Here is a 23,774-nt window from a genome sequence, read left to right on the forward strand (position 1 = left end):
CCCGGAAAAAGATTCCGCTTCGCCCGTTTCCGCGCGTGGGCGCGGCGGCGTAAGCTTTAGGCTCCGCGCGCATCGAAGCCGCGCCGGACAATCAAAGGAGACTTCTTCGCATGACGTCCGCTGTCCCTTCCTCACAGGATCAAACCACCGGCGCGCGATTGCTCGTCGATGCGCTCGTCCATCACGGCGTCGAGCGCGTGTTCTGCGTGCCCGGCGAGAGCTTCCTCGCCGTGCTCGATTCCCTGCATGACGAGACCGAGCAGATTCAGACGATCGTCTGCCGCCACGAGGCGGGCGCGGCGAACATGGCCGAGGCGGTCGGCAAGCTCACCGGCAAGCCGGGCGTCGCGATCGTGACGCGCGGGCCGGGCGCGACGCACGCGTCGATCGGCGTGCACACCGCGTTTCAGGACTCGACGCCGATGATCCTGCTCATCGGCCAATGCGCTCGCGATCACATGGACCGCGAGGCGTTTCAGGAAATCGACTATCGGCGCATGTTCGGGCAGATGGCGAAGTGGGTCGCGCAGATCGACGATCCGCGCCGCGTGCCTGAATACATGAGCCACGCGTTTCACACGGCGATGTCCGGCCGTCCGGGTCCGGTCGTGCTCGCGCTGCCGGAAGACATGCTGACCGAAACTGTCGATGCCGTGCCGCCCGCGCCGCGATATCAGCGCGTGGCGGCGTCGCCGTCGAAGGCGCAGATGGAGCGCCTGCGCGAACTGCTCGCGAACGCGAAGAAGCCGTTCGTGATCGCGGGCGGAAGCGGCTGGACCGCCGAGGCGACGCAGGACTTCGCGCGCTTCGTGGAAGCGTGGAAACTGCCGGTCGGCTGCGCGTTCCGCTTTCAGGACACGCTCTCCAACGACCATCCGAACTACGCGGGCGATGTCGGCCTCGGGATCAATCCGGCGCTCGCCGCGCGCGTGCGCGATGCGGACGTGCTCTTCGTGCTCGGCCCGCGCATGGGCGAATCGACGACGGGCGGCTACACGCTGCTCGATATCCCGAAGACGAAGCAGACGCTCATCCACGTGCATCAGGGCGCGGAGGAACTCGGGCGCGTGTATAGCGCGGAATTGCCCATCGTGTCGGGCATGCCGGAGATCGCGTCTCTTCTGGCTTCGCTGGAAGCGCCCGCCAGCGTTGCATGGGATGGCAGCGCCGAAGCCGCGCACGCCGCGTATCTCGAGTGGCGCAAGCCGCGCCCGATGTTGGGCGATGTGCAGCTCGGCGAAATCATGCGTCAGCTCGCCGAGACGATTCCCGCCGATTCGATCCTGACGAACGGCGCGGGCAATTACGCGACGTGGCTCCATCGGCATTATTCGTATCGGCATTTCCGGTCGCAGTGCGCGCCGACGAGCGGTGCGATGGGCTACGGCGTGCCCGCCGCGATCGCCGCGAAGTCGCTGTATCCGGACCGCACGGTGATCGCGTTTGCGGGCGACGGCTGCTTCATGATGTCGAGCAACGAACTCGCAACGGCGATGCAGTATCGGCTGCCGGTGATTTTCATCGTCGTGAACAACGCGCAGTACGGCACGATCCGCATGCATCAGGAGCGGCATTATCCGAATCGCGTGCACGGGACGGAGCTCACGAATCCGGATTTCGCCGCATATGCGCGCGCGTTTGGCGCGCATGGCGAGCTGGTCGAATCGACGGAGCAGTTCATGCCTGCGTTCGAGCGCGCGCGGGAATCCGGCTTGCCCGCGGTGATCGAGATTCGCATTCCGCGGGACCAGAGCACGCCGGGCGCGACACTCGAACAAATTCGCCAGCAAGGCAAGCGCTAGCGGACAAACTTTCAAGCTGCTTGCAGCGCGCTTCCGGTGGCAGTAGAGTAGCCAGTTCGAAAACACCGGGAGTTAGCGATGCTTAAGGTTCTGGCTTTGTCGTTGGCGTTGGGCTTTTCGGGTGCGGCATTCGCGAAGGCGGATTGCACGGCGCATCCGAAGAGCGAATGGATGAAGGAATCGGATGCCAAGGCGCAGCTTGAAGCGCAAGGCTACAAGATCCGCAAGTTCAAGGTCGATGGCAACTGCTACGAAATCTACGGTCACGACAAGAACGGCAAGAAGGTAGAGATCTATTACGACACGAAGACGCTGGCGGTCGTGAAGTCGGAAGTCGAATGACGCTCGCGCCGTGAAAGTCTGGGACGGCTTCGTCCGGCTGACGCATTGGGCCGTCGCGGGCATCGTCTTGTGGAATCTGTTCGGACCGACGGATTCCACGCATCGCGTGCTCGGGTATGTCGCGGCCGGGCTTGTCGTTGCGCGTATCGTTTGGGGTTTCGTCGGCTCGCGTCATGCGCGGTTTTCGGCGTGGTGGCCGACGCGCTCGCATCTCGTCGACTATCTGAGGTCGCTTGCCAGGGCCAGGCCGATCCATCACGTTTCGCACAATCCGCTTGGCGGGTTGATGGCGCTCCTTCTCTGGTTCCTGATTCTCGCGCTCGCGCTGTCCGGGTGGATCATGCGGCTCGATGCGTTCTGGGGCGAGGACTGGCCGCAGGAGATTCATGCGTGGCTCGCCATCGCGGTCGAGGTTTGTGTCTGCGTGCACGTCGCCGCGGCCGTGCTGATGAGCGTGTGGACGCGGGAGAATTTGGTTCGGGCGATGGTGACGGGGAATAAGCGAATCAAGAAAGCGTCCGACTGAACTGCTTCTGGGCAACTTAAATTCAGCATCCTGCACTATCGAAGACATCTGGCAGCTTCGGATAATCGGATCCACGCTCTCGATTCAGAGAGCCGACTTCGATAAACGATAAAGGAGCGACTGCACGATGTCTCACGCAGCGAGGCAACTGACCAAGATCGGCGTTTTTTACGATGGCAATTATTTCGATCGCGTCAGCAAGTACTACAACCATCAGCATGAGAAGAAGGCCTGGATTTCGATTCCCGGGCTGCATGAGTACATCCGCTATAAGGTTGCCGACGAGGAAGCTGTCGACATTGGCAACTGTCAAGTAATCGACGCTCATTATTTCAGGGGACGCTTCTCGGCGCAAAAGAGCAAAGAGAAAGGCGGTGATGCGTTCTACTACGATCGCGTCGTTGATGACATGTTGATGCGCGAGAATGTCACTGCGCATTATCTGCCGATGAACTTCGCCGGAAAGGAAAAAGGGATCGACGTATGGCTTGCGCTCGAAGCCTTCGACCTTTCGATCCACAAGCACTTTGACGTCGTCGTGTTGATTGCAAGCGACAGCGACTATGTCCCACTGGTCCGCAAACTCAAGACTCTGGGAATCCGCGTCATGATCGTCACCTGGACCTTCACGCAGTCAGTCAGTAATGGCGACGCCAAGCCTGAACGACCAAGCACAATGTTGCTAAAGGAAGTGAGCTATCGCATCTCGATGTCCGAAGTCATCGACAAGATGGATGAGACGCGAGGAGACGAGCGCGATGTCTTGAGCGACCTGTTCCAACGACGCCGCGACCGACAACCTAATTCCGGTACGCCAGAGGCCGACCGGAAGATGGGAACAATTGAAAGTCTGACGGAAAAATATGGCTACATCAGGCCGGAACACGGCCTCAAGAGACTCTACTTTTACTACTCCGCACTGTCCGACGCGGATTCCGATGAACTCGAGGTAGGCATGGAAGTGAGCTATCTCGAGGGCATGGGACAGAAAGGTCTGTTCGCGAGAAAGGTTCGAACGGTCAGCAGCTAGAAGAAAACAAAACGGCCCAGCCGCTTTCGCGACCGGGCCGTTCGAACACTGCGACAAGCCCTTACTTCCCGCCCACGCTCTGCAACGTCGTCCACTTCCCGCCGACGACCTTATACAGCGTAATCCCGCCGTTCTTCAAATCGCCCTTCGAGTCGTACGACAGGTGCTTCGCCGTCACGCCCTGCATGTCGGTCTTCGCGAGGAACGGCAGGTACTTTGCCGGATCCGTCGAGTTCGCAGCCTTCATCGCGGTGAACATGGCCATCGCCCCGTCGTAGGCATACGGCGAGTACGTCTGCACGTCTTCGTTGAAGCGCTTCTTGTACTTCGCCGAGTAGTCCGCGCCGCCCGGCATTTCGTCCATCGGCAGGCCGGCGAGCGATGCCACCGTGCCGTCAGCCGCGTCGCCCGCGATCTTCAGGAACGTGTCGGTCTTCACCATTTCGCCCGCCATCAGCGGCGCGCGGAAGCCGAGCGTCTTCATCTGCTTGACCATCGGGCCGGCTTGCGAATCCGCGCCGCCGTAGTACACGAGGTCCGGATTCGTCGACTTGATCTTCGTCAGAATCGCCTTGAAGTCGACAGCCTTGTCGTTCGTGAATTCACGGTCGACGATCGTGCCGCCCGCCGCCTTCGCCGCCTTCTCGAACTGGTCGGCAAGACCCTGGCCGTACGCCGTGCGGTCATCGACGATCGCGATCTTCTTGACCTTCAGCGTCTTCACCGCGAACTCGCCCGCGACCGAGCCTTGCTGCGTGTCGGAGGTCATCATGCGGAAGGCGGTCTTGAAGCCTTGCGTCGTGTACTCGGGCGCCGTCGCCATCGCGATTTCGGGGATGCCCGCGTTCGCGTAGATGCGCGATGCCGGGATCGTCGTGCCCGAATTGAAGTGGCCGAGCATGCCCTTGATGCCATCGTCGACGAGGCGTTGCGCCACGGTCGTGCCCGTGCGCGGGTCGGCCTGGTCGTCCGCCGAGTTCAGCACGATGCGAACCGGCTTGCCGCCGATCACCGGCTTCGTGGCGTTGAAGTCTTCGACGGCGAGCGTGATGCCGTTCTGCATGTCCTTGCCGTAGTGCGCCTGCGCACCGGTCAGCGGGCCGGCGTAGCCAACCTTCACGTCTTCTGCCTGCTGTGCAGCTGCGGTCCCCGCGAACAGGCCGGCGAGCGTCATGGCTGCCGCCAGCTTGGTCATCGTGTGCTTCATAGCTTCTCCTGTGTTCCAGTGTGGATGGCAGCCTGTGCCGCGCGTGTCTCCGTTACGCCGTGCCTGCTGCCGATTGTTTGAATTCGTTTGAACCGAGCGTTCGAGGGGTGTCTCAACCGATCGTCATCAAATTCGCATTGCCACCCGCCGCCGCCGTGTTCACGCTCACCGAGCGTTCCGTCAGCAGACGTTCGAGCGCGTAGTCTTCACCGTCGTGGCCAGCGTCGGCGAACGCTCCCGCAGCCACGCCCTGCACCGATACGATCGGTCCCGGACGCTTCGCGACTTCCTTCACGAGCGACAGCAGTTCATCGCTGTCGCCTTCGAACAAGACGGCGTCGAAGTCTTCCGCCGCTTTCCTGACCATCGCGAACGGCTTGAGCGCAGAAGGCAACGACGCCGCCAGTTGCTCGCCCGCCGAGCCGGAGAACAACGCCTTGTTGCCCGTCGCCAGCACGGCGGCCAGTTGCGCGCGCGCGCCGCTCGCCGTCGCCGCCACGCACAGCACCGTGCCGCGCGCGCCGAGCGTGTACGTGTTGCGTTCGCCGGTCGGTCCGCTCAACACGGCCGTCGCGCCCGCCATCACATGCTGCAGATAACCGTCGCAACGCGCGGCCGTCTGCGGATCGCGTTCGCCGATCGCCCAGTCGCGCAATGCGGTGAGCGCGGCCGTCGGCGTGTCCTTCGACGCCACCTGATCGACGACGAGCGTGCTCGCCAGCGATTTCGGCAGACCGGTCGGGCGCTTCGCGAGCAGACGCTGCAGATACAGCGCGCCGCCCGCCTTCGGACCCGTGCCCGACAGCCCTTCGCCGCCGAACGGCTGCACGCCGACCACGGCGCCGATCACATTGCGGTTCACATAGATGTTGCCGACATGCGCCCGCGAGATCACGTGCGCGATGGTTTCGTCGATACGCGTATGGATGCCGAGCGTGAGGCCATAACCCGTCGAGCGAATTTGGTCGAGGAGTTTATCAAGGTTCGAACGGCGATAACGCACCACATGCAGCACCGGGCCGAATACTTCGCGCTTGAGTTCGTCGATGCTATCGAGCTCGATCAAGGTCGGCGGCACGAACGTGCCTTGCGCGCAGTTGTCGGGCAGCGGCAGTTGCGTGACGTTGCGGCCCTTGTCGCGCATCCCGGCGATATGCGCGTCGATGCCGCGTTTCGCGTCGGCGTCGATGACGGGACCGACATCCGTCGACAGACGATCCGGATTGCCGACCGCGAGCTGTTTCATCGCGCCGGTCAGCATCTCGAGCGTGCGATCCGCGACGTCGTCCTGCAGGCACAGCACGCGCAGCGCCGAGCAGCGCTGGCCAGCCGAATCGAACGACGACTGCAGCACGTCCGCGACGACCTGCTCCGCGAGAGCCGACGAATCGACGATCATCGCGTTCTGGCCGCCGGTTTCGGCGATCAGCGGAATTGGGCGGCCATCCGGATCGAGGCGCTCGGACAGCGTCTTGTTGATGAGGCGCGCGACTTCCGTCGAACCGGTGAACATGACGGCGCGCGTGCGTGGATCGGCGACGAGCGCCGCGCCGACCGTCTCGCCATTGCCCGGCAGCAGTTGCACCGCGCCCGCCGGCACGCCCGCTTCGCGCAGGAGGCGAACGGCTTGCGCGGCGATCAGCGGCGTCTGTTCAGCGGGCTTCGCGAGCACCGGGTTGCCCGCGGCCAACGCAGCGGCGACCTGGCCCATGAAGATCGCGAGCGGGAAGTTCCACGGGCTGATACACACGACCGGACCGAGCGGGCGATGCGTATCGTTCGAAAACTCGGCGCGAATCTGCGACGCGTAGTAGCGCAGGAAATCGATGGCTTCGCGAATCTCCGCGATCGCGTTCGGCAGCGACTTGCCCGCTTCGCGCACGACGAGGCCCATCAGCGTGTGCATTTGCGCTTCGAGCAGATCGGCGGCGCGCGCGAGGCAATCGGCGCGGTCTTCGACGGGCGTCGCCTGCCAGATCGGCGCGGCGGCGACCGCGTTGGCGATCGCGGCGCTCACCTGTTCCGGCGACGCTTCCACGACCGTGCCGACGAGATCGCGCAAATCCGACGGATTGCGCACATCGCGCGCGACGCCGTTGCCGATGTCACCGCCTTCGAGCATCGGTTCCGCGCGCCACGGATGATGCGCGCTCGCCAGCAACGCCGACGACAGCGAAGCCAGCCGATGCTCGTTCGACAGATCGAGGCCCATCGAATTGGAGCGCTCGTTGCCGTAAAGCTGACGCGGCAGCGGAATCTTCGCGTGCGGCGCGCCGAGCGGCGTGATCGCCTGCGCTTCGTCGATCGGATCGCGCACGAGTTCCTTCACCGGAATCGATTCATCGGCGATGCGGTTCACGAACGACGTGTTCGCGCCGTTTTCCAGCAGACGGCGCACGAGATACGCGAGCAGCGTTTCGTGCGTGCCGACCGGCGCATACACGCGGCACGGACGGTTCAGCTTGTCGCGGCCCGTGACTTCTTCGTAGAGCGGCTCGCCCATGCCGTGCAGGCACTGGAACTCGTACTGGCCGGGATAGTAGTTCTGTCCGGCGAGGTGATAGATCGCGGAGAGCGTGAACGCGTTGTGCGTCGCGAATTGCGGATAGACGGCATCCGGCGCGCCGAGCAGCTTCTTCGCGCACGCGAGATACGAGATGTCCGTGTAGATCTTGCGCGTATAGACCGGATAGCCCTCGAGTCCATCGACTTGCGCGCGCTTGATTTCCGTGTCCCAGTACGCGCCCTTCACGAGGCGAATCATCAGGCGATGACGGCTGCGGCGCGCGAGATCGATCAGATAGTCGATCACGAACGGGCAGCGCTTCTGATAACCCTGCACCACGAAACCGATGCCGTTCCAGCCCGCGAGCTCCGGATCGAAACAGAGCGCTTCGAGCAGATCGAGCGAGATTTCGAGACGATCGGCTTCCTCGGCGTCGATGTTCAGGCCGATGTCATAACGGCGCGCCAGTTGCGCGAGCGAGCGCACGCGCGGCAGCAGCTCGTTCATCGTGCGTTCCTGCTGCGAGCGCGAATAACGCGGATGCAGCGCGGAGAGCTTGATCGAAATGCCCGGGCCTTCGTAGATGCCGCGCCCGCCCGCCGCCTTGCCGATCGCGTGGATCGCCTGCTCGTAGGACGCGTAGTAGCGCTGCGCGTCTTCTTCCGTCGTCGCGGCCTCGCCGAGCATGTCGTACGAGTAGCGGAACCCGCGCGCTTCGTACTTGCGGCTGTTCGCGAGCGCTTCGGAAATCGTCTCGCCGGTGACGAACTGCTCGCCCATCAGGCGCATCGCCATGTCGACGCCCTTGCGGATCAGCGGCTCGCCGCCCTTGCCGATCAGACGCGTCAGCGCCGACGACAAGCCCGCTTCGCTGTTCGTCGTGACGAGCTTGCCGGTGATCATCAAACCCCACGTCGCCGCGTTCACGAACAGCGACGGCGCCTGGCCCATGTGCGATTTCCAGTCGCCCTTGCTGATCTTGTCGCGAATCAGCGCGTCGCGCGTGGCGCGGTCGGGAATGCGCAGGAGCGCTTCGGCGAGGCACATCAGCGCGACGCCTTCCTGGCTCGACAGCGAGAATTCGTGGATCAAACCTTCGACGCCGCCGCCCGAGCTTTTCGCGCGCAGCGCTTCGACGAGCTTCGTCGCGAGCTTTTCGGTTTCGGCCGCGACGTTCGAAGGCAGTCGCGCCTGACCGATCAGGAACGGCACGCACTCCGGCTCCGGCCGGCGATACGCCGCCGTGATCGCCGCGCGCAGCACCGATTGCGGCTGCACGTTCTGCGCGAAATCGAGGAACGGATGCGGCGCGCCGTCTTCGTCGCCATCGACGGAAGGTGCATCCGCCATTTCCGACGAGCCGTTCGCACCCGTCAGTTCGGGCGGAAGCTGGCCATGCTCGATGCGCTCCAGATAAGCGAAGATCGCCTGCTTGATAAGCCAGTGGGGAGTGCGTTCGAGGCGCGTCGCGGCATCTTTGAGCCGGGAACGCAGCAGATCGTCGACTTTGACGCCTAGGGTTGTGCTCGCCATATTTCCTTCGTTTGCCGGTCGTGCTCAGCCGGCCAGAGACCTGAAAAGTTGGCGAATCGTACCCCGCTGATTTAAAAGGTGCAACCGAGATTTTCGCTAGGGTTGCACCACAATGAAACCCTTGTGGCACAAGGCTTTGAGCGGTGCACCGCCGGATGGCGCGCGGCGCTCGGTGCCTAGTAGTTTCCCTAATCCGGAATTTTTGAGACGGCCCCTAAGTAAATCCTCGGACACCGCCGTTATAAACGCCATGCGCCGTCGATGGCGACGCCTTCAGCGGTCGATATTCCGCGATTTCGGGGAGAGCAACGAGCATGAGCACTTGGATGGTGGTGGCCGGCGTTTGGGCGATGTTCGCGGTCTGCGTCGTGTTGTTCGTGCGGGGCGCGTCGCCGCACGTTCATCGGTCCGATGACGCTTCCGGCCAAGGCGACCGCGCGGTCAGCGACGTTCCACGCGCCGAAATCTGAATCAGACGTCCAGCGGATCGACTTCCACGTTCCAGCGCAGCACGCCCTTGAGGGAGCGCAGCACCGGCTGCCACGCGCGCAGCGACGCCTGCAGCGCGGCCCGCGACGCGCTTTCGAGCAGCAGTTGCGCACGGTGGACATTGAACACTTTCACGATGGTGAGCGGAACCGCGTCGTAGACCGTCACGCGCTCAGCGCCGGGCAGAGGTCCGAACGCCGCCGCCGCTTCTTCGAGGAATTTCAGCGCCGCATCGAGCGTGCGGCCTTCGGCGCGCAGCATCGCCTGGTAGACGAACGGCGGCAGACGCGCGTCGCGGCGTTCGGCGAGCGTCGAATTGGCGAAACCCACGTAGTCCTGTCGCGATAGCGCCTGATACAGCGCGTGACGCGGATAGCGCGTCTGAATCATCACTTCGCCGGGCAAGCCCGCGCGTCCGGCGCGCCCGCTCACCTGCGTCAGTTGCGCGAAGAGCCGCTCGCTCGCGCGAAAGTCGTGGGAGAAAAGCGCGGTGTCCGCGTTCAGCACGCCGACGAGCGTCACGCGCCGGAAATCATGGCCCTTCGCGATCATCTGCGTGCCAACGAGAATGTCGACTTCGCCCGCGTGGACATCGGAGAAAAGCGCCTGCGCGCTGCCTTTGCGGCGCGTGCTGTCGGCGTCGATGCGCAGCACGCGAGCACCCGGCACCACGCTCGCGAGCGTTTCCTCGACGCGCTGCGTGCCGCGGCCCATCGGCGCGATATCGATGTTGCCGCATTCCGGACACGACTTCGGAATGCGCGATTCCCAGCCGCAGTGATGACAACGCAGCGCGCGCTCAGGCTTATGCAGCACGGCATACGCGCTGCAACGCGGACAACCGGCGACCCAGCCGCAGGCATCGCAGGACAGGATCGGCGCATAGCCGCGCCGGTTCAGGAATACGAGGCTTTGCTCGCCGCGCTCGACGCGTGTCTTCAGCGCCGCGATCAGCGGCCCCGCGAGCCCCTCGACCGAGGCGCGGCCTCGCCGTCTTTCCTCTTCCAGATCGATGAGCCGGACGCTCGGCAGCACCGCTTCGGCGACGGCGCGGCGCGTGAGCGTGAGTCGCGTGTAGCGGCCCTGCTCGGCCTGCCACCAGGTTTCGAGCGATGGCGTCGCCGATCCGAGCACGACGGGAATATCCAGTTGCTTCGCGCGATAGATGGCGAGATCGCGCGCGGAGTAGCGCAAGCCTTCCTGTTGCTTGTACGCGGGATCGTGTTCCTCATCGACGACGATGATCGCGAGCTTCGGCATCGACGCGAGAATCGCGAGGCGCGTGCCGAGCACGATGCGCGCGCTGCCCGTATGCGCCGCGAGCCAGTTGCGCGCGCGTTCGCCTTCGGCGAGTCCGCTGTGCATCGTGACGATCGAGCCGTCCGCGAGCGCCGCGAAACGCGCGCGAAACGCCGCTTCGAACTGCGGCGTCAGATTGATTTCGGGAACGAGGACGAGCGCCTGCGCGTCAGGCCGGTCGGCGAGCAACGCGGCGAGCGCGTGCAGATACACCTCGGTCTTGCCACTGCCCGTCACGCCGTGCAGCAGGAACGGGGCGAACCCTTGCGCGCCGGAAATTGCATCGACGGCTTCGCGTTGTTCATCGGTCAGCAAGGGCAGCGGCACCGCGCCGGTCGGCAGCATGGGCGCGCTCGCGTCGGGTTCGGCGATCTGCGCTGTCACCGTTTCGATCCATCCGCGCGCGATCCAGTCGTCGAAGGTCGCGCCCGCTTTCGGATGCAACGCGCGCGCGTCGGACAACGTCAGCGACGGCTGTTCCGCGAGCGCATCGGCGAGACGCCGGAGGGCGCTGGCGCGGGCGGGCAAAGCATCGGGGAGTTGCGCGCGCCCTTCGGGGAGAATCCGAAAGCGCGGCTCGACGGCAAAAAGGCGATCCCAGCGCGAGGCGTCGCGCAACGCCTGCGGAAGCGCCGGCAGCGCGACTTCGCCCAGCCCGCGCTGATAGTAATCGGCGGCGAAGCTGACAAGCGCGATCCACTTTTCCGACAGCGGCGCGCAGCCTTCGCAAATCGAAGTGATGTCGCGCAGTTTGGCAGCGGGCACGTCGCTTGAATGGGCGATTTCGCAGATCAACCCGACGACTTCGCGTCGCCCGAACGGCACCTGCACCAGCATGCCGACGGCAGGCGCGGCCGGCAGCGCATAGCGGTAGTCGAACAGCACGGGCATGGGCTGATCGACGGCGACGCGGACGAATAGATCAGTCACCGCGCGGGACCCCGCGCAAGACGGTTCGACAGAACCAAGCGCCCGAGGCGGGAGAAGTTAAAGTGAAACATCAGAATCGTCTGTAAACCGCCGATTATTTTTGGATTTCCGATGCTTTCCACAGCCCTGTGGATAACTTTGTTGAGAAGTGCGTCCGTGATCGCCGCAAACAATGTCACGAATCCCTTATGTGCGCTAACCCACATTTCGGGCGAAGCCGTCGAAATGCGTTAAAAATCATTGGCTTGAAGCACATATAGCGACATCTTATTGGTTGCTGTAAGCCATACGTCTGATGGCGCGCCGCAGCGAACAAATTGTGCATAAGTTCAGTCTTGACATCGGGGAGCGCCGCCTGAGGCGGGCGATCCGGACAGAACCCTCCAGCTCCTGATCACTTGCCCCGAATCACCGATATTGCACTGCAGCACGCGTCCGCAACGCAAGTTTTCGTACGCCTTTTACCGGGCGGCTTGGCCGGCGCGCATGGCGCGGCTATGTCGATGAACCTCGTCGACCAGCTCCGCGACATTTTCCGGCGGCGTGAACTGCGAGATGCCGTGGCCCAGGTTGAAGACGTGGCCTGGAAAATTGCCGAAGCTTTCGAGCACGGCGCGCGCTTCGGTGCGGATCGACGCGGGCGGCGCGAACAACACGCTCGGATCGATGTTCCCCTGCAGCGCTACACGCGAGCCGACCTTTTCGCGCGCCCGGCCGAGATTCATGGTCCAGTCGAGACCGACCGCATCGACGCCCGTCGCCGCGATTTCCTCGATCCAGAGTCCGCCGCCCTTCGTGAACGTGATGACCGGGACGCGCGCGCCATCGTGCTCGCGCTTCAGGCCGGCAACCACCTTCGCGATGTATTCGAGCGAGAAGCGCTGATACGCGCCATCCGCGAGTGCGCCGCCCCATGTATCGAAGATCATCACGGCCTGCGCGCCCGCTTCGATCTGCGCGTTCAGGTAAGCGGTGACGGCTTGCGCGTTGACCTCGAGAATGCGATGCATCAGGTCCGGCCGCGAATACGCCATCGACTTGACCGTGCGATGGTCGTCCGAGCCACCGCCTTCGACCATGTAGCACGCGAGCGTCCACGGACTACCGGAGAAGCCGATCAGCGGGACCTTCTGGCGGCCTTGCGCGTCGGTGAGCGCGCGGCGAATCTGGCTTACGGCGTCGGTGACGTAGGAAAGCGTCGCGCCGATGTCCGGCACGGCAAGGCGCTTCACATCGTCTTCGGTACGCACCGTGCGCTCGAAACGCGGCCCCTCGCCCTGCACGAAGTTCAGACCGAGCCCCATTGCGTCGGGGACGGTCAGGATGTCCGAGAAGAGAATCGCGGCGTCGAGCGGAAAGCGTTCGAGCGGCTGAAGCGTGACTTCGGTCGCGTAATCCGGATTCTTCGCGAGACCGAGAAAACTGCCCGCGCGAGCACGCGTCGCGTTGTATTCCGGCAGATAGCGCCCTGCCTGGCGCATCAGCCAGATCGGCGTGTAGTCGGTCGGCTGGCGCAAGAGCGCGCGCAGGAAGGTGTCGTTCAGAAGAGTGTGTGCCACGTCGCTCGATGCTCAAGGCAGAGAATCGTCCATTCTACCGGAGCGGTCGAACGTTTACGCCGGCTGAGCCCGGCAATTCGGAACGGCTCATGCCGCGCGGCCTATGTCGTTTGGCCGGATTTCGGGCAAGCGAAGCCCTCGTTATGATCAGTGTGCTTACACAACTAGAACCAGGAGAATCGATGCAACGCACGTCCGTCAGTCTCGCAGCCGCTGCCTTCGCGGTGTCGCTCTCGCTTTTGAACGCCGCGCACGCGCAGACGATTCAGGCCGGCACCGTCGCCGGAGCAAAGTCCGCCGCGCCCGCGCCTTCGTCGGTTGCCGCGCCCTCTCGCCTCGACGACATCCTCGCACGCCACACGCTGCGCGTCTGCACGACCGGCGATTACAAACCGTACTCGTTCCTGCGTCCGGACGGGCAGTTCGAGGGCATCGACATCGATCTCGCGGAAAGTCTTGCGAAGTCGCTCGGCGCGAAGGCCGAGTATGTGAAGACGTCGTGGTCGAATCTGATGAACGATTTCATCGCGAAATGCGATATCGCCGTGGGCGGCGTCTCGACGACGCTCGAACGGCAGAAGCGCGCGTTTTTCACCGCGCCGTACATGGAAGACGGCAAGACGCCGATCGTGCGTTGCGACGATGTCGAGAAGTATCAGACCGTCGCGCAGATCGATCAGCCGAACGTGCGGACGATCGTGAATCCGGGCGGTACGAACGAACGCTTCGCGAAGCAGTTCTTTGCGCACTCGCAACTGACCGAGTATCCGGACAACGTGACCATCTTCAAGCAGATTCTCGACGGCAAGGCCGACGTCATGGTCACGGACGCATCCGAAACGCTGCTACAGCAGAAGCTCAATCCGGGGCTGTGCTCGGTGCATCCGGACAAGCCGTTCCAGTTTGGCGAAAAGGCGTATCTGCTGCCGCGCGGCGACGTGCCGTTCCAGCAGTATGTCGATCAGTGGCTGCATCTCGCCCGTTCGTCGGGCGAGTTCCAGGCTGTCTATGACAAGTGGCTGAAGTAGCAGTCAGCGCGCGGCGCGCAAGAGTTCGCCGGTGCGCTCGCCGATCTTGCGCAGCCAGCCGAGCGCCGCGTCGGACTGTGAATGCATGCGGCCGAATCCGTGCGTCATGTCGGGCGCGTCGATCAGCTCGACACGGCCGCCGTTCGCTTGCAGGAAGCGTTCGAGTTCGACGGCGTCGTCATAGAGCGGATCGTACGCCGCCGCGACGACGATCGCGGGCGCCGGCGTGCGCTCGAACGGCTCGGAGAGCGGAAAGGCGCGCACATCGTGCGCCTGCGGTGTTTCACCCGAAAGGAACTGGGTCCAGTACCACTTCATCTCATCGTTCGTGAGACCCGGACCGTTCGCATTGGCGATGCAACTCGGGCTCTCGAACTGGCGACGCATGACCGGGTAAAGCAGCAGTTGCAAGCCGACGATGCCCGCGACGCGCTCGTTCGCGCCGCGTGCCGCGACAACCGCCAGATGCGCGCCCGCGCTGTCGCCGCCGACAGCCAGCCGGTCGGTCGCGAAGCCGAGCCGCGACCGGTGCTCCGCGAGCCAGAGCAGCGCGTCGAGCGCGTCTTCGCACGGCGCGGGAAACGGATGCTCGGGCGCGAGCCGGTAGTCGACGCTCGCCACCGCGCATTGCGAGTCGCGCGAGAGCCGTGCGACGAGGCCATCGTGCGTGTCGATATCGCCGACGACCCAGCCGCCGCCGTGAAAGTACACGATCAGCGGCAGCGGGCCGCGGGCCTCTTTCGGCTTGTAGATGCGGGCGGCGAGCGTGCGGCCTTCGAGATCGAGCTGAATATTTTCCGCCGTTACGGCATCGTCGCGCTCTCCGGCGTAGGCTCGAGCGACCTTGCTGAAGCGCTCCCGGATCGCCAGCGCATCCGCGTCGGGCGGCAAAGCCGGAAAAGCGTCCTCGACGGCGCGGTAATAGCGAAGCAGGGCTGCATCAATGCTCATGCGTATCTCCATAGGTTTTTGTGTCGTTATGCGCGCGCGGCCCACTTTGCGCATCGATTTCATGCGTCCGGGCGTTCGATTTCCGCGAAAAAAATAGAATAATCGCACGAGTTTGAAAATCTGCAATCGCGCGTCAAGTCATCCCGAACGGATTAATCGTCCGAATAACAGACAATATATCGGTCGAAATCTGGACAATCGCGCTCGAAAATTTCCTCCGAGCCTTATCGGGCGCGGGTTACAACCTGAAACACTTTGTTACGGCGACTCGGATTCAATTCGCCCACAATCTGTTGAAACGGTTTCAACACGGATGTATTGCGTCGCGTCGTGCGAAAACAACGCGATCCGATGGCAGGCTGTGGCCGAAGCACTCACATTTGGGGCATCGGTGTTGGGATCGTTATTCGAATGCAAGGCATTCGACACATCCCACGTTTGGTCTCCTCGCGCTAACCCCGTAGCGTGTGGTTTTTAGCGGGCTCCAGGCCCGCTTTTTTTTCGCCCGGACAAACGTTTGCGTTTTGGGATTTCAACACCCGAACGTTTCGTCCAATGACAGAAGGGAGCGCCGCAGCGCTCCCTTTGTCTTTTCACCGCGAAGCGGCGCCGAAGTTCAGGCCGTTTTGGCCTCGGCGATCTTCAGTTCGTCGATCATGCGAGCGCGCATCACGAATTTCTGCGCCTTTCCGGTGACGGTCATCGGCAGTTCGTCGACGAAGCGGATGTAGCGCGGAATCTTGTAGTGCGCGATCTGTCCTTGGCAAAACTCGCGAATTTCCTCCTCGCTCGCCTGCTCGCCGGGACGCACGACGATCCACGCGCATACTTCCTCGCCGTATTTCTGATCGGGCACGCCGAAGACCTGCACCGACTGCACCTTCGGATGACGGAACAGGAATTCCTCGATTTCGCGCGGATAGACGTTCTCGCCGCCCCGAATCAGCATGTCCTTCAGGCGGCCGACGATGTTGCAGTAACCTTCCGCGTCGATGGTCGCGAGGTCGCCGGTGTGCATCCATCCGTCGACGATCGCCTCGCGCGTCTTGGCGTCGTCGCCCCAGTAGCCTTTCATCACCGAATAGCCGCGCGTGCACAGCTCGCCGGTTTCGCCGACCGGCACGATATTGCCCAGCGGATCGACGATCTTCACTTCCAGATGCGGCTGAATGCGTCCGACGGTCGTGGTGCGCTTGTCGAGCGGATCGGTCGTCGAGCTCTGGAAGGACACGGGGCTTGTCTCAGTCATGCCGTACGCGATCGTGATCTCGCTGAGATGCATCTTCGACACGACGCGCTTCATCGTCTCGATCGGACACGGCGAACCCGCCATGATGCCCGTGCGCAGCCGGCTCAGATCGTACTTCCCGAAGTCCGGGTGGTCCAGTTCGGCGATGAACATCGTCGGCACGCCATGCAGCGCCGTGCATTTTTCCTCGTGCACGGCAGCGAGCGTCGCGGCGGGGTCGAAGGCTTCGCCGGGAAACACCATCGTGCAGCCCGTCGATACGCACGCGAGCACGGCCAGGACCATGCCGAAGCAGTGATACAGCGGCACCGGAATGCACAGCGAATCCTGCTCGGTCAGGCGCATCGCCATTGCGATATAGCGCGCGTTGTTGACGATGTTCCGATGTGTGAGCGTCGCGCCCTTCGGATTGCCCGTGGTGCCGCTCGTGAACTGGATGTTGATCGGATCGTCCGGCTTCAGCTTCGCCTCGACTGCGTCGAGCGGCGTCGCGTCGAGCCGTTCGCGACCGGTACGCATCACGTCCTCGAAATTGAGCATGCCGGGCGTCTTGCTCTCGCCCATGCGGATCACGGCGCGCAATTCCGGCAGCTTCCCGGCGTGAAGCGCGTTCGGCTCGGCATGCGCGAGTTCGGGCGCGAGCGTCTGCAGCATCTCCAGATATTTCGATGACTTGAACTGCTCGGCCGCGATGATCGCCTTGCAGCCGACCTTGTTCAGCGCATATTCGAGCTCGGCCAGCCGGTACGCCGGATTGATGTTGACGAGCGTGGCGCCCATGCGCGCGGTGGCGAACTGCGTGAGCAGCCATTCGATGCGGTTGGGCGACCAGATGCCGACGCGATCACCCGCCTCGATGCCGAGCGCGAGCAGTCCGCTCGCGAGCACGTCGATCTGATTTGCGAACTCGCGCCACGTCCAGCGGATGTTCTGCTCGCGGAACACGACGGCCGGGCGATCGGGGAATCTCCCAGCGGTTTCGAGAAGGAAGCGCGCAACGGTCGCGTCGCTCAATGGGATGTCGGTCGCGCCGCGAACATAGGAAATGCCGTCGCGCGGTTCGATCTGCGCGCCGGCGTGGGTCGGTTCAGTTGTCATCGATGGTCTCCGCCAATGTGAATCGCCGCCCGGTGAAGGCTAATTGGAGGCCATTGTGCATCGCGAGGACGAGCGCGGGCATTGAGTGTTTCCCGCAATGCCGCTTTCGTGCGATCGGCGAAAGATGCGCTGAATCAATCGTTTACGTGAATCGGAGTGAGCGCCACATAACCGTTATGCAGATTTGCGTGCGCGATTTGCCGATTAGGAGCATAAAAAAAGCAGCCCGAAGGCTGCTTTCTTGACCTGCTGATCGCTGCTGCTCGATGCGTCGTGCGCTTAGTGCTTTGCGTGCGCCTTGCGCAGACGTTGGATCGCCGCGAGTTGAGCCGTCGCATAAGCGAGTTCCGCTTGCGCGGTCGCGTACTCGAGCTCCGAGGTGTTGTTTTGAATCGCTTCCTCGGCGCGCTTCTTCGCCTGCTCTGCCTTCGCTTCGTCGAGATCCGCGCCGCGGATGGCCGTATCGGCGAGCACGGTCACGATGCCCGGCTGGATTTCGAGAATCCCGCCGGCAACGAACACGAACTCTTCCGTACCGTCTTCCGCCTCGATACGCACCGCACCGGGACGAATGCGCGTGATGAGCGGCGTATGACCCGGCAGAATGCCGAGTTCACCCGCTTCGCCCGGCAGCGCGACGAACTTCGCCTGGCCCGAGAAGATCTGCTCTTCCGCGCTGACGACGTCTACCTTGATGGTTGCCATGTATGTCGACTCCTGTCGTCGGTGTCATGAGTGGACGCCCGCGCTGCGCGGACGTCCGCCTGAAAAACACCCGACTCTTACTGGATCTTCTTGGCCTTTTCGAAGGCTTCGTCGATCGTGCCGACCATGTAGAACGCCTGCTCCGGCAGATGATCGCACTCACCTTCGACGATCATCTTGAAGCCGCGGATGGTTTCCTTCAGCGGCACGTACTTGCCCGGCGAGCCCGTGAACACTTCAGCAACGTGGAACGGCTGCGACAGGAAACGCTGGATCTTACGAGCGCGCGCAACCGACAGCTTGTCTTCCGGCGACAGTTCGTCCATGCCCAGAATCGCGATGATGTCGCGCAGTTCCTTGTAGCGCTGCAGCGTCTGCTGCACGCCGCGCGTGATCGTGTAGTGCTCTTCGCCAATCACGTTCGGGTCGATCTGACGCGAGGTCGAATCGAGCGGGTCCACTGCCGGATAGATACCCAGCGAAGCGATGTCACGCGACAACACGACGGTTGCATCCAGGTGGCCGAAGGTCGTAGCCGGCGACGGGTCGGTCAAGTCATCCGCAGGGACGTACACGGCCTGAACGGACGTGATCGAGCCGGTCTTCGTCGACGTGATGCGCTCTTGCAGCTTGCCCATTTCTTCAGCCAGCGTCGGCTGATAGCCCACTGCCGAAGGCATACGGCCGAGCAGTGCGGACACTTCCGTACCCGCCAGCGTGAAACGATAGATGTTGTCGACGAAGAACAGCACGTCGAGGCCTTCGTCACGGAAGTGCTCGGCCATCGTCAGACCGGTCAGCGCGACGCGCAGACGGTTGCCCGGCGGCTCGTTCATCTGGCCATAGACCAGCGCGACCTTGTCGAGAACGTTCGAGTCCTTCATTTCGTGATAGAAGTCGTTCCCTTCACGGGTACGCTCGCCAACGCCCGCGAACACGGAGTAACCGCCGTGCTCCTTCGCGATGTTGTTGATGAGTTCCATCATGTTCACGGTCTTGCCCACGCCTGCACCGCCGAACAGACCGACCTTGCCGCCCTTCGCGAACGGGCAGATCAGGTCGATAACCTTGATGCCGGTTTCGAGCAGTTCCGTCGACGGCGACAGCTCGTCGAACGAAGGTGCGTTCTGGTGGATCGAACGCGTCGTTTCCGATTCGATCGGACCCGCTTCGTCGATCGGACGGCCGAGCACGTCCATGATGCGGCCGAGCGTCGGCTTGCCGACCGGCACGCTGATGGGCTTGCCCGTGTTCTTGACCATCGTGCCGCGGCGCAGGCCGTCGGATGCACCCAGACAGATGGTGCGAACCACGCCGTCGCCCAGCTGCTGCTGGACTTCGAGCGTCAGTTCGGTGCCTTCCAGAATGAGCGCGTCGTAAATCTTCGGCATTTGCGCACGCGGAAATTCCACGTCGATAACGGCGCCGATGCACTGTACGATCTTGCCTTCTACCAAAGCAGTAGTACTCATCGCATTTCCTTTAGATACTGTGTTCTTTCACGCGGCCGTCAGACCGCTGCGGCGCCGCCGACGATTTCCGACAATTCTTTCGTAATCGCGGCCTGGCGGCTCTTGTTGTAGACGAGCTGCAGTTCGTTGATCACGGTCTTCGCGTTGTCCGACGCGGCCTTCATCGCGACCATGCGCGCGGATTGCTCCGACGCCATGTTTTCCGCGACCGCCTGATAGACGAGCGCTTCGACGTAGCGCACGAGAAGCTCGTCCACCACGGTTTGCGCGTCCGGCTCGTAGATGTAGTCCCACGAGGTCTTCGGCGTGACGCCGTCTTCGTCCTTCGCGTCCAGGTCGTCCACCGACAACGGCAGCAGTTGCTCGATCACCGCTTCCTGCTTCATGGTGTTGATGAAGCGCGTGTACGCGAGGTACACCGCGTTGATCTTGCCTTCCGAATACAGGTCGAGCTGCACCTTGATCGCGCCGATCAGCTTTTCCAGATGCGGCGTGTCGCCCAGTTGCGTGACTTGCGACACGACCTTCGCCTTCAGGCGATTCAGGAAGCCGAGTCCCTTGCCGCCGATCGCCGAAGCTTCGATCTGGACACCGCTTTGATCGAGTTCCTTGATCTTGTTCAGCGACGCACGCAGGATGTTCGTGTTCATGCCGCCGCACAGACCCTTGTCGGTCGTGACGAGGATCAGGCCGGCCGTCTTTGCGCCCTTGTTCTCGACCATGAACGGATGGCGATACTCGGGGTTCGCACGGCTCATGTGCGATGCGATCGAACGGACCTTGTCGGCATACGGACGGGCGGAACGCATGCGCTCCTGGGCGCGGCGCATCTTCGATGCGGCGACCATTTCCATCGCTTTCGTGATCTTGCGCGTGTTCTGCACGCTCTTGATCTTGCCGCGAATTTCCTTCATTCCAGCCATTGCTTACTCCTTGATCGAAGCCGCGCGACGTCCGGTGACATCGCGCGTTGCTCCTCTATCCCGATCAATAAGCGCCCGACTTCTTGAAGTCCTTCAGCGCGGCATGCAGTGCGCCTTCGTCGTCCTTCGACAAGTCTTTATTGTCTTCGATGCGCTTAATCAGATCGCCGTGGCTGGTCTTCAGGAATTCGCGCATGCCCTTTTCGAATGCGAGCACTTGCGAAACTTCGAGATCGTCCAGATAGCCGTTGTTGGCTGCGAACAGCGCGACGGCCAGTTCCCACACTTGCAGCGGCTGATACTGCGGCTGCTTCAGCAGTTCCGTCACGCGGCGGCCGCGCTCGAGCTGCTTGCGGGTGGCTTCGTCGAGGTCCGATGCGAACTGCGCGAACGCGGCGAGCTCACGATACTGCGCGAGGTCGGTACGGATACCGCCCGACAGCTTCTTGATGACCTTCGTCTGAGCCGCACCGCCGACGCGCGACACCGACACGCCCGCGTTGATAGCAGGGCGGATACCGGCGTTGAACAGGTCGGTTTCCAGGAAGATCTGGCCGTCGGTAATCGAGATCACGTTCGTCGGAACGAATGCGGTCACGTCGCCGGCTTGCGTTTCGATGACCGGCAGTGCCGTCAGCGAACCGCTCTTGCCTTTCACTTCGCCGTTCGTGAACTTCTCGACGTACTCTTCCGAGACCCGAGCCGCACGCTCGAGCAGACGCGAGTGCAGATAGAACACATCGCCGGGATACGCTTCGCGGCCCGGCGGACGGCGCAGCAGCAGCGAGATCTGGCGATACGCCCACGCCTGCTTGGTCAAGTCGTCATAGACGATCAGCGCATCTTGGCCGCGATCGCGGAAGTATTCGCCCATCGTGCAGCCGGCGTACGGCGCGAGGTACTGCATCGCGGCCGATTCCGAAGCCGAAGCCGCCACGACGATGGTGTAAGCCATCGCGCCGGTTTCCTCGAGCTTGCGCACCACGTTCATGATCGACGAAGCCTTCTGGCCGATCGCGACGTAGATACAGATGAGATCCTTGCCCTTCTGGTTGATGATCGCGTCGACGGCCACCGCGGTCTTGCCGCACTGACGGTCGCCGATGATCAGCTCGCGCTGGCCACGGCCGATCGGCACCATCGAGTCGATCGACTTCAGACCCGTCTGCACCGGCTGCGACACCGACTTACGCCAAATCACGCCCGGGGCGATCTTTTCGATTGCGTCCGTTGCCTTCGCGTTGATCGGGCCTTTACCGTCGATCGGGTTGCCGAGCGCGTCGACCACACGGCCGACGAGTTCCGGACCGACCGGCACTTCCAGAATGCGGCCCGTCGTCTTGACGATGTCGCCTTCCGAGATGTGCTCGTACTCGCCGAGAATAACGGCGCCGACCGAGTCACGTTCGAGGTTCAGCGCGAGGCCGAAGGTGTTGCCCGGGAATTCGAGCATTTCGCCCTGCATCACGTCCGACAGGCCGTGGATACGCACGATACCGTCGGTCACGGAGATCACGGTGCCCTGGTTGCGAACGTCCGCGCTCGCTTCAAGGCCCTGGATCCGGCTCTTGATCAGCTCGCTGATCTCAGAGGGATTGAGTTGCATTATTCGCTCCTGATAGTCAATTCTGTTGCGTGCCAGTCATCAGACTCGGTTGATCGCATTAATTCGCAAATTAAGCGGTCAGAGCCGTCTGCATGCTGGCGAGGCGCGCGCGGACCGAGGTATCGAGCACTTCGTCGCCAACCGTCACGCGAACGCCGCCGATCAGCGACTGATCGATTTCGACGGTCGGTTTCAGCTTGCGCTGGAACTTGCGTTCGAGGCTTGCAACGAGGTCGTTCAACTGTTCGCCTTCGAGGGGGAACGCGCTCACGATGTGAGCATCGGCAGCACCTTCACGGGCGTTCTTCAGCTCGTCGAACTGGACGGCGATTTCCGGCAGCAGCGGCAGGCGATGGTTCTCGACCAGCATGCCGACGAAGTTCTTCGCTTGAGGCTGGCTTTGGGCCAACGGCGACTTCACTGCGGCGAGCAGGAGATCGACGATTTGCTGGCGGCTCACCTTCGGGCTCGAAGCGACCGTTTCCACTTCGGGCAGACGCGCAACCTGTGCCAGCTCCTCAACGAAGGTGGACCAGCCCGCGAGATCGCCGGTTTCGGCCACGCGGAACAGCGCTTCTGCGTAAGGACGAGCGATGGTTGCAAGTTCGGCCATGATCAGAGCTCGGTTTTGAGTTGATTCAGCAGATCGGCGTGTGCCTTCTGATCGACTTCGCGCTTCAGAATCTGCTCAGCGCCTTTCACAGCCAGCGCAGCGACTTCGCCACGCAGCGCTTCGCGAGCCTTCACGATTTGCTGGTCGGCGTCGGCCTTGGCTTGCGCAACGATACGCGCGGCTTCGGCTTGAGCGTTGGCCTTGATTTCTTCTGCGACTGCGGCAGCGCGCTTTTCAGCGTCGGCGATGCGTTGCTGGCCGTCGTTGCGCGCTTGCGCGAGTTCCTGGTCGACGCGCTTGTGCGCAGCTTCGAGTTCCGCTTTGCCCTTGTCGGCGGCGGCGAGGCCGTCGGCAATCTTCTTCGAGCGCTCGTCGAGGGCGTTGATCAACGGCGGCCACACGAACTTCATCGTGAACCACGCGAGGATCAGAAACACGACCATTTGCGCAAACAGGGTTGCGTTGAGATTCACGGTGTTTCCTTAAACGTTGCTTGATCGGAGGTGAAACGGTTAAAAGGCGCTCATCGGCTTGTTGAGCTCGATCAGCGCCTCACCCGTTCCGTTCAGCGTCTTTAAAAAGTCAGACGCACACTTCCGAGGAACCTCAGCCTGCGAGCTTCGAGAGCAGCGGGTTCGCGAACGCAAACAGCATTGCCACACCAACGCCGATCAGGAACGCCGCGTCGATCAGACCAGCCAGCAGGAACATCTTGGTCTGCAGCGGGTTCATCAGTTCCGGCTGGCGGGCGCATGCTTCGATGTACTTGCCGCCCATCAGACCGATACCGATACAGGCGCCGATTGCACCCAGGCCGATGATGATGCCGATACCGATGGCGGTCAGACCTTGGATGTTGGCGATGAAAGCTTGCATGATCACTCCTTTGATTAAAGACTTTGGAAC

The 23,774-nt window shown here is 62.7% G+C and carries 19 protein-coding genes; 6 read left to right on the forward strand and 13 right to left on the reverse strand.

The window, feature by feature from the left end; all coding sequences use genetic code 11:
- The first annotated feature begins 110 nt into the window (after positions 1-110).
- The 4 genes from NCS00_RS13980 to NCS00_RS13995 all read left to right on the forward strand — a co-directional run bounded on the left by NCS00_RS13980 (position 111) and on the right by NCS00_RS13995 (position 3,700).
- A complete protein-coding gene (locus NCS00_RS13980) occupies positions 111-1,802 on the forward strand; it encodes a thiamine pyrophosphate-binding protein (RefSeq protein WP_034472322.1) in 1,692 nt (563 codons plus the stop codon).
- Positions 1,803-1,880: 78 nt separating this feature from the next.
- Positions 1,881-2,144 carry a PepSY domain-containing protein gene (locus tag NCS00_RS13985; RefSeq protein ID WP_008352500.1) on the forward strand — a complete coding sequence of 88 codons (264 nt, stop codon included), beginning with the start codon at positions 1,881-1,883 and terminating at the stop codon, positions 2,142-2,144.
- Positions 2,145-2,154: 10 nt separating this feature from the next.
- Positions 2,155-2,670 carry a cytochrome b/b6 domain-containing protein gene (locus NCS00_RS13990; RefSeq protein WP_239295428.1) on the forward strand — a complete coding sequence of 172 codons (516 nt, stop codon included), beginning with the start codon at positions 2,155-2,157 and terminating at the stop codon, positions 2,668-2,670.
- A gap of 127 nt (positions 2,671-2,797) precedes the next feature.
- Complete coding sequence (locus NCS00_RS13995; RefSeq protein WP_250440307.1) at positions 2,798-3,700, forward strand: NYN domain-containing protein; 903 nt, start codon at positions 2,798-2,800, stop codon at positions 3,698-3,700.
- A 61-nt stretch (positions 3,701-3,761) separates the two neighbouring features.
- On the opposite strand, the gene NCS00_RS14000 is transcribed toward NCS00_RS13995, so the two are convergent.
- Both NCS00_RS14000 and putA read right to left on the reverse strand, forming a co-directional pair.
- A complete protein-coding gene (locus tag NCS00_RS14000) occupies positions 3,762-4,907 on the reverse strand; it encodes a branched-chain amino acid ABC transporter substrate-binding protein (protein WP_008352495.1) in 1,146 nt (381 codons plus the stop codon).
- 112 nt (positions 4,908-5,019) lie between these two features.
- Positions 5,020-8,946 carry a trifunctional transcriptional regulator/proline dehydrogenase/L-glutamate gamma-semialdehyde dehydrogenase gene (gene putA / locus NCS00_RS14005; protein WP_250440308.1) on the reverse strand — a complete coding sequence of 1,309 codons (3,927 nt, stop codon included), beginning with the start codon at positions 8,944-8,946 and terminating at the stop codon, positions 5,020-5,022.
- 314 nt (positions 8,947-9,260) lie between these two features.
- Here putA and NCS00_RS14010 point away from each other — a divergent pair, with 314 nt between their 5' ends.
- Positions 9,261-9,416 (forward strand): hypothetical protein, encoded by a 156-nt coding sequence (locus NCS00_RS14010; RefSeq protein ID WP_160172900.1) that lies wholly within the window; start codon positions 9,261-9,263, stop codon positions 9,414-9,416.
- 1 nt (position 9,417) lies between these two features.
- Here NCS00_RS14010 and NCS00_RS14015 read toward each other — a convergent pair whose 3' ends face one another.
- Positions 9,418-11,664, reverse strand: a complete 2,247-nt coding sequence (locus NCS00_RS14015) for a primosomal protein N' (RefSeq protein WP_250440309.1) — start codon at positions 11,662-11,664, stop codon at positions 9,418-9,420.
- Between the two features lie 461 nt (positions 11,665-12,125).
- Positions 12,126-13,223 (reverse strand): uroporphyrinogen decarboxylase, encoded by a 1,098-nt coding sequence (hemE, locus tag NCS00_RS14020; RefSeq protein ID WP_175979658.1) that lies wholly within the window; start codon positions 13,221-13,223, stop codon positions 12,126-12,128.
- 182 nt (positions 13,224-13,405) lie between these two features.
- Between hemE and NCS00_RS14025 the strand changes: the two genes are divergently transcribed.
- Positions 13,406-14,251: a transporter substrate-binding domain-containing protein gene (locus tag NCS00_RS14025; protein ID WP_250440310.1), complete on the forward strand. Its 846-nt coding sequence runs from the start codon at positions 13,406-13,408 to the stop codon at positions 14,249-14,251.
- 3 nt (positions 14,252-14,254) lie between these two features.
- Here NCS00_RS14025 and NCS00_RS14030 read toward each other — a convergent pair whose 3' ends face one another.
- From NCS00_RS14030 to atpE, 9 genes are all read right to left on the reverse strand, one after another.
- Positions 14,255-15,202 carry an alpha/beta hydrolase gene (locus NCS00_RS14030; protein ID WP_250440311.1) on the reverse strand — a complete coding sequence of 316 codons (948 nt, stop codon included), beginning with the start codon at positions 15,200-15,202 and terminating at the stop codon, positions 14,255-14,257.
- Positions 15,203-15,818: 616 nt separating this feature from the next.
- The gene (locus NCS00_RS14035; protein ID WP_250435345.1) at positions 15,819-17,549 is read right to left on the reverse strand and encodes an AMP-binding protein; all 1,731 of its coding nucleotides are present in this window, start codon (positions 17,547-17,549) and stop codon (positions 15,819-15,821) included.
- Positions 17,550-17,828: 279 nt separating this feature from the next.
- Complete coding sequence (locus NCS00_RS14040) at positions 17,829-18,254, reverse strand: F0F1 ATP synthase subunit epsilon (protein WP_008352481.1); 426 nt, start codon at positions 18,252-18,254, stop codon at positions 17,829-17,831.
- A gap of 77 nt (positions 18,255-18,331) precedes the next feature.
- Positions 18,332-19,726, reverse strand: a complete 1,395-nt coding sequence (gene atpD / locus NCS00_RS14045) for a F0F1 ATP synthase subunit beta (RefSeq protein ID WP_033536458.1) — start codon at positions 19,724-19,726, stop codon at positions 18,332-18,334.
- Between the two features lie 38 nt (positions 19,727-19,764).
- Complete coding sequence (atpG, locus tag NCS00_RS14050; RefSeq protein WP_175979661.1) at positions 19,765-20,649, reverse strand: F0F1 ATP synthase subunit gamma; 885 nt, start codon at positions 20,647-20,649, stop codon at positions 19,765-19,767.
- A 64-nt stretch (positions 20,650-20,713) separates the two neighbouring features.
- Positions 20,714-22,255, reverse strand: coding sequence for a F0F1 ATP synthase subunit alpha (atpA, locus tag NCS00_RS14055; RefSeq protein WP_008352478.1), 1,542 nt, complete (start codon positions 22,253-22,255; stop codon positions 20,714-20,716).
- A 70-nt stretch (positions 22,256-22,325) separates the two neighbouring features.
- A complete protein-coding gene (locus NCS00_RS14060; protein ID WP_034472325.1) occupies positions 22,326-22,868 on the reverse strand; it encodes a F0F1 ATP synthase subunit delta in 543 nt (180 codons plus the stop codon).
- Between the two features lie 2 nt (positions 22,869-22,870).
- Positions 22,871-23,341, reverse strand: a complete 471-nt coding sequence (locus NCS00_RS14065; protein ID WP_008352476.1) for a F0F1 ATP synthase subunit B — start codon at positions 23,339-23,341, stop codon at positions 22,871-22,873.
- 133 nt (positions 23,342-23,474) lie between these two features.
- A complete protein-coding gene (gene atpE, locus NCS00_RS14070; RefSeq protein ID WP_007180033.1) occupies positions 23,475-23,744 on the reverse strand; it encodes a F0F1 ATP synthase subunit C in 270 nt (89 codons plus the stop codon).
- Positions 23,745-23,774 lie beyond the last annotated feature (30 nt).

Source organism: Caballeronia sp. AZ1_KS37, from assembly GCF_023631165.1.
GTDB lineage: Bacteria > Pseudomonadota > Gammaproteobacteria > Burkholderiales > Burkholderiaceae > Caballeronia > Caballeronia zhejiangensis.

What these genes read in the sequence shown, in the direction of transcription:
- NCS00_RS13980 (WP_034472322.1), top strand. Translation starts at nt 111, where the DNA reads ATGACGTCCGCTGTCCCTTCCTCACAGGATCAAACCACCGGCGCGCGA.
- NCS00_RS13985 (WP_008352500.1), top strand. Translation starts at nt 1,881, where the DNA reads ATGCTTAAGGTTCTGGCTTTGTCGTTGGCGTTGGGCTTTTCGGGTGCG.
- NCS00_RS13995 (WP_250440307.1), top strand. Translation starts at nt 2,798, where the DNA reads ATGTCTCACGCAGCGAGGCAACTGACCAAGATCGGCGTTTTTTACGAT.
- NCS00_RS14000 (WP_008352495.1), bottom strand. Translation starts at nt 4,907, where the DNA reads ATGAAGCACACGATGACCAAGCTGGCGGCAGCCATGACGCTCGCCGGC.
- putA (WP_250440308.1), bottom strand. Translation starts at nt 8,946, where the DNA reads ATGGCGAGCACAACCCTAGGCGTCAAAGTCGACGATCTGCTGCGTTCC.
- NCS00_RS14010 (WP_160172900.1), top strand. Translation starts at nt 9,261, where the DNA reads ATGAGCACTTGGATGGTGGTGGCCGGCGTTTGGGCGATGTTCGCGGTC.
- NCS00_RS14025 (WP_250440310.1), top strand. Translation starts at nt 13,406, where the DNA reads ATGCAACGCACGTCCGTCAGTCTCGCAGCCGCTGCCTTCGCGGTGTCG.
- NCS00_RS14030 (WP_250440311.1), bottom strand. Translation starts at nt 15,202, where the DNA reads ATGAGCATTGATGCAGCCCTGCTTCGCTATTACCGCGCCGTCGAGGAC.
- NCS00_RS14035 (WP_250435345.1), bottom strand. Translation starts at nt 17,549, where the DNA reads ATGACAACTGAACCGACCCACGCCGGCGCGCAGATCGAACCGCGCGAC.
- NCS00_RS14040 (WP_008352481.1), bottom strand. Translation starts at nt 18,254, where the DNA reads ATGGCAACCATCAAGGTAGACGTCGTCAGCGCGGAAGAGCAGATCTTC.
- atpD (WP_033536458.1), bottom strand. Translation starts at nt 19,726, where the DNA reads ATGAGTACTACTGCTTTGGTAGAAGGCAAGATCGTACAGTGCATCGGC.
- atpG (WP_175979661.1), bottom strand. Translation starts at nt 20,649, where the DNA reads ATGGCTGGAATGAAGGAAATTCGCGGCAAGATCAAGAGCGTGCAGAAC.
- atpA (WP_008352478.1), bottom strand. Translation starts at nt 22,255, where the DNA reads ATGCAACTCAATCCCTCTGAGATCAGCGAGCTGATCAAGAGCCGGATC.
- NCS00_RS14060 (WP_034472325.1), bottom strand. Translation starts at nt 22,868, where the DNA reads ATGGCCGAACTTGCAACCATCGCTCGTCCTTACGCAGAAGCGCTGTTC.
- atpE (WP_007180033.1), bottom strand. Translation starts at nt 23,744, where the DNA reads ATGCAAGCTTTCATCGCCAACATCCAAGGTCTGACCGCCATCGGTATC.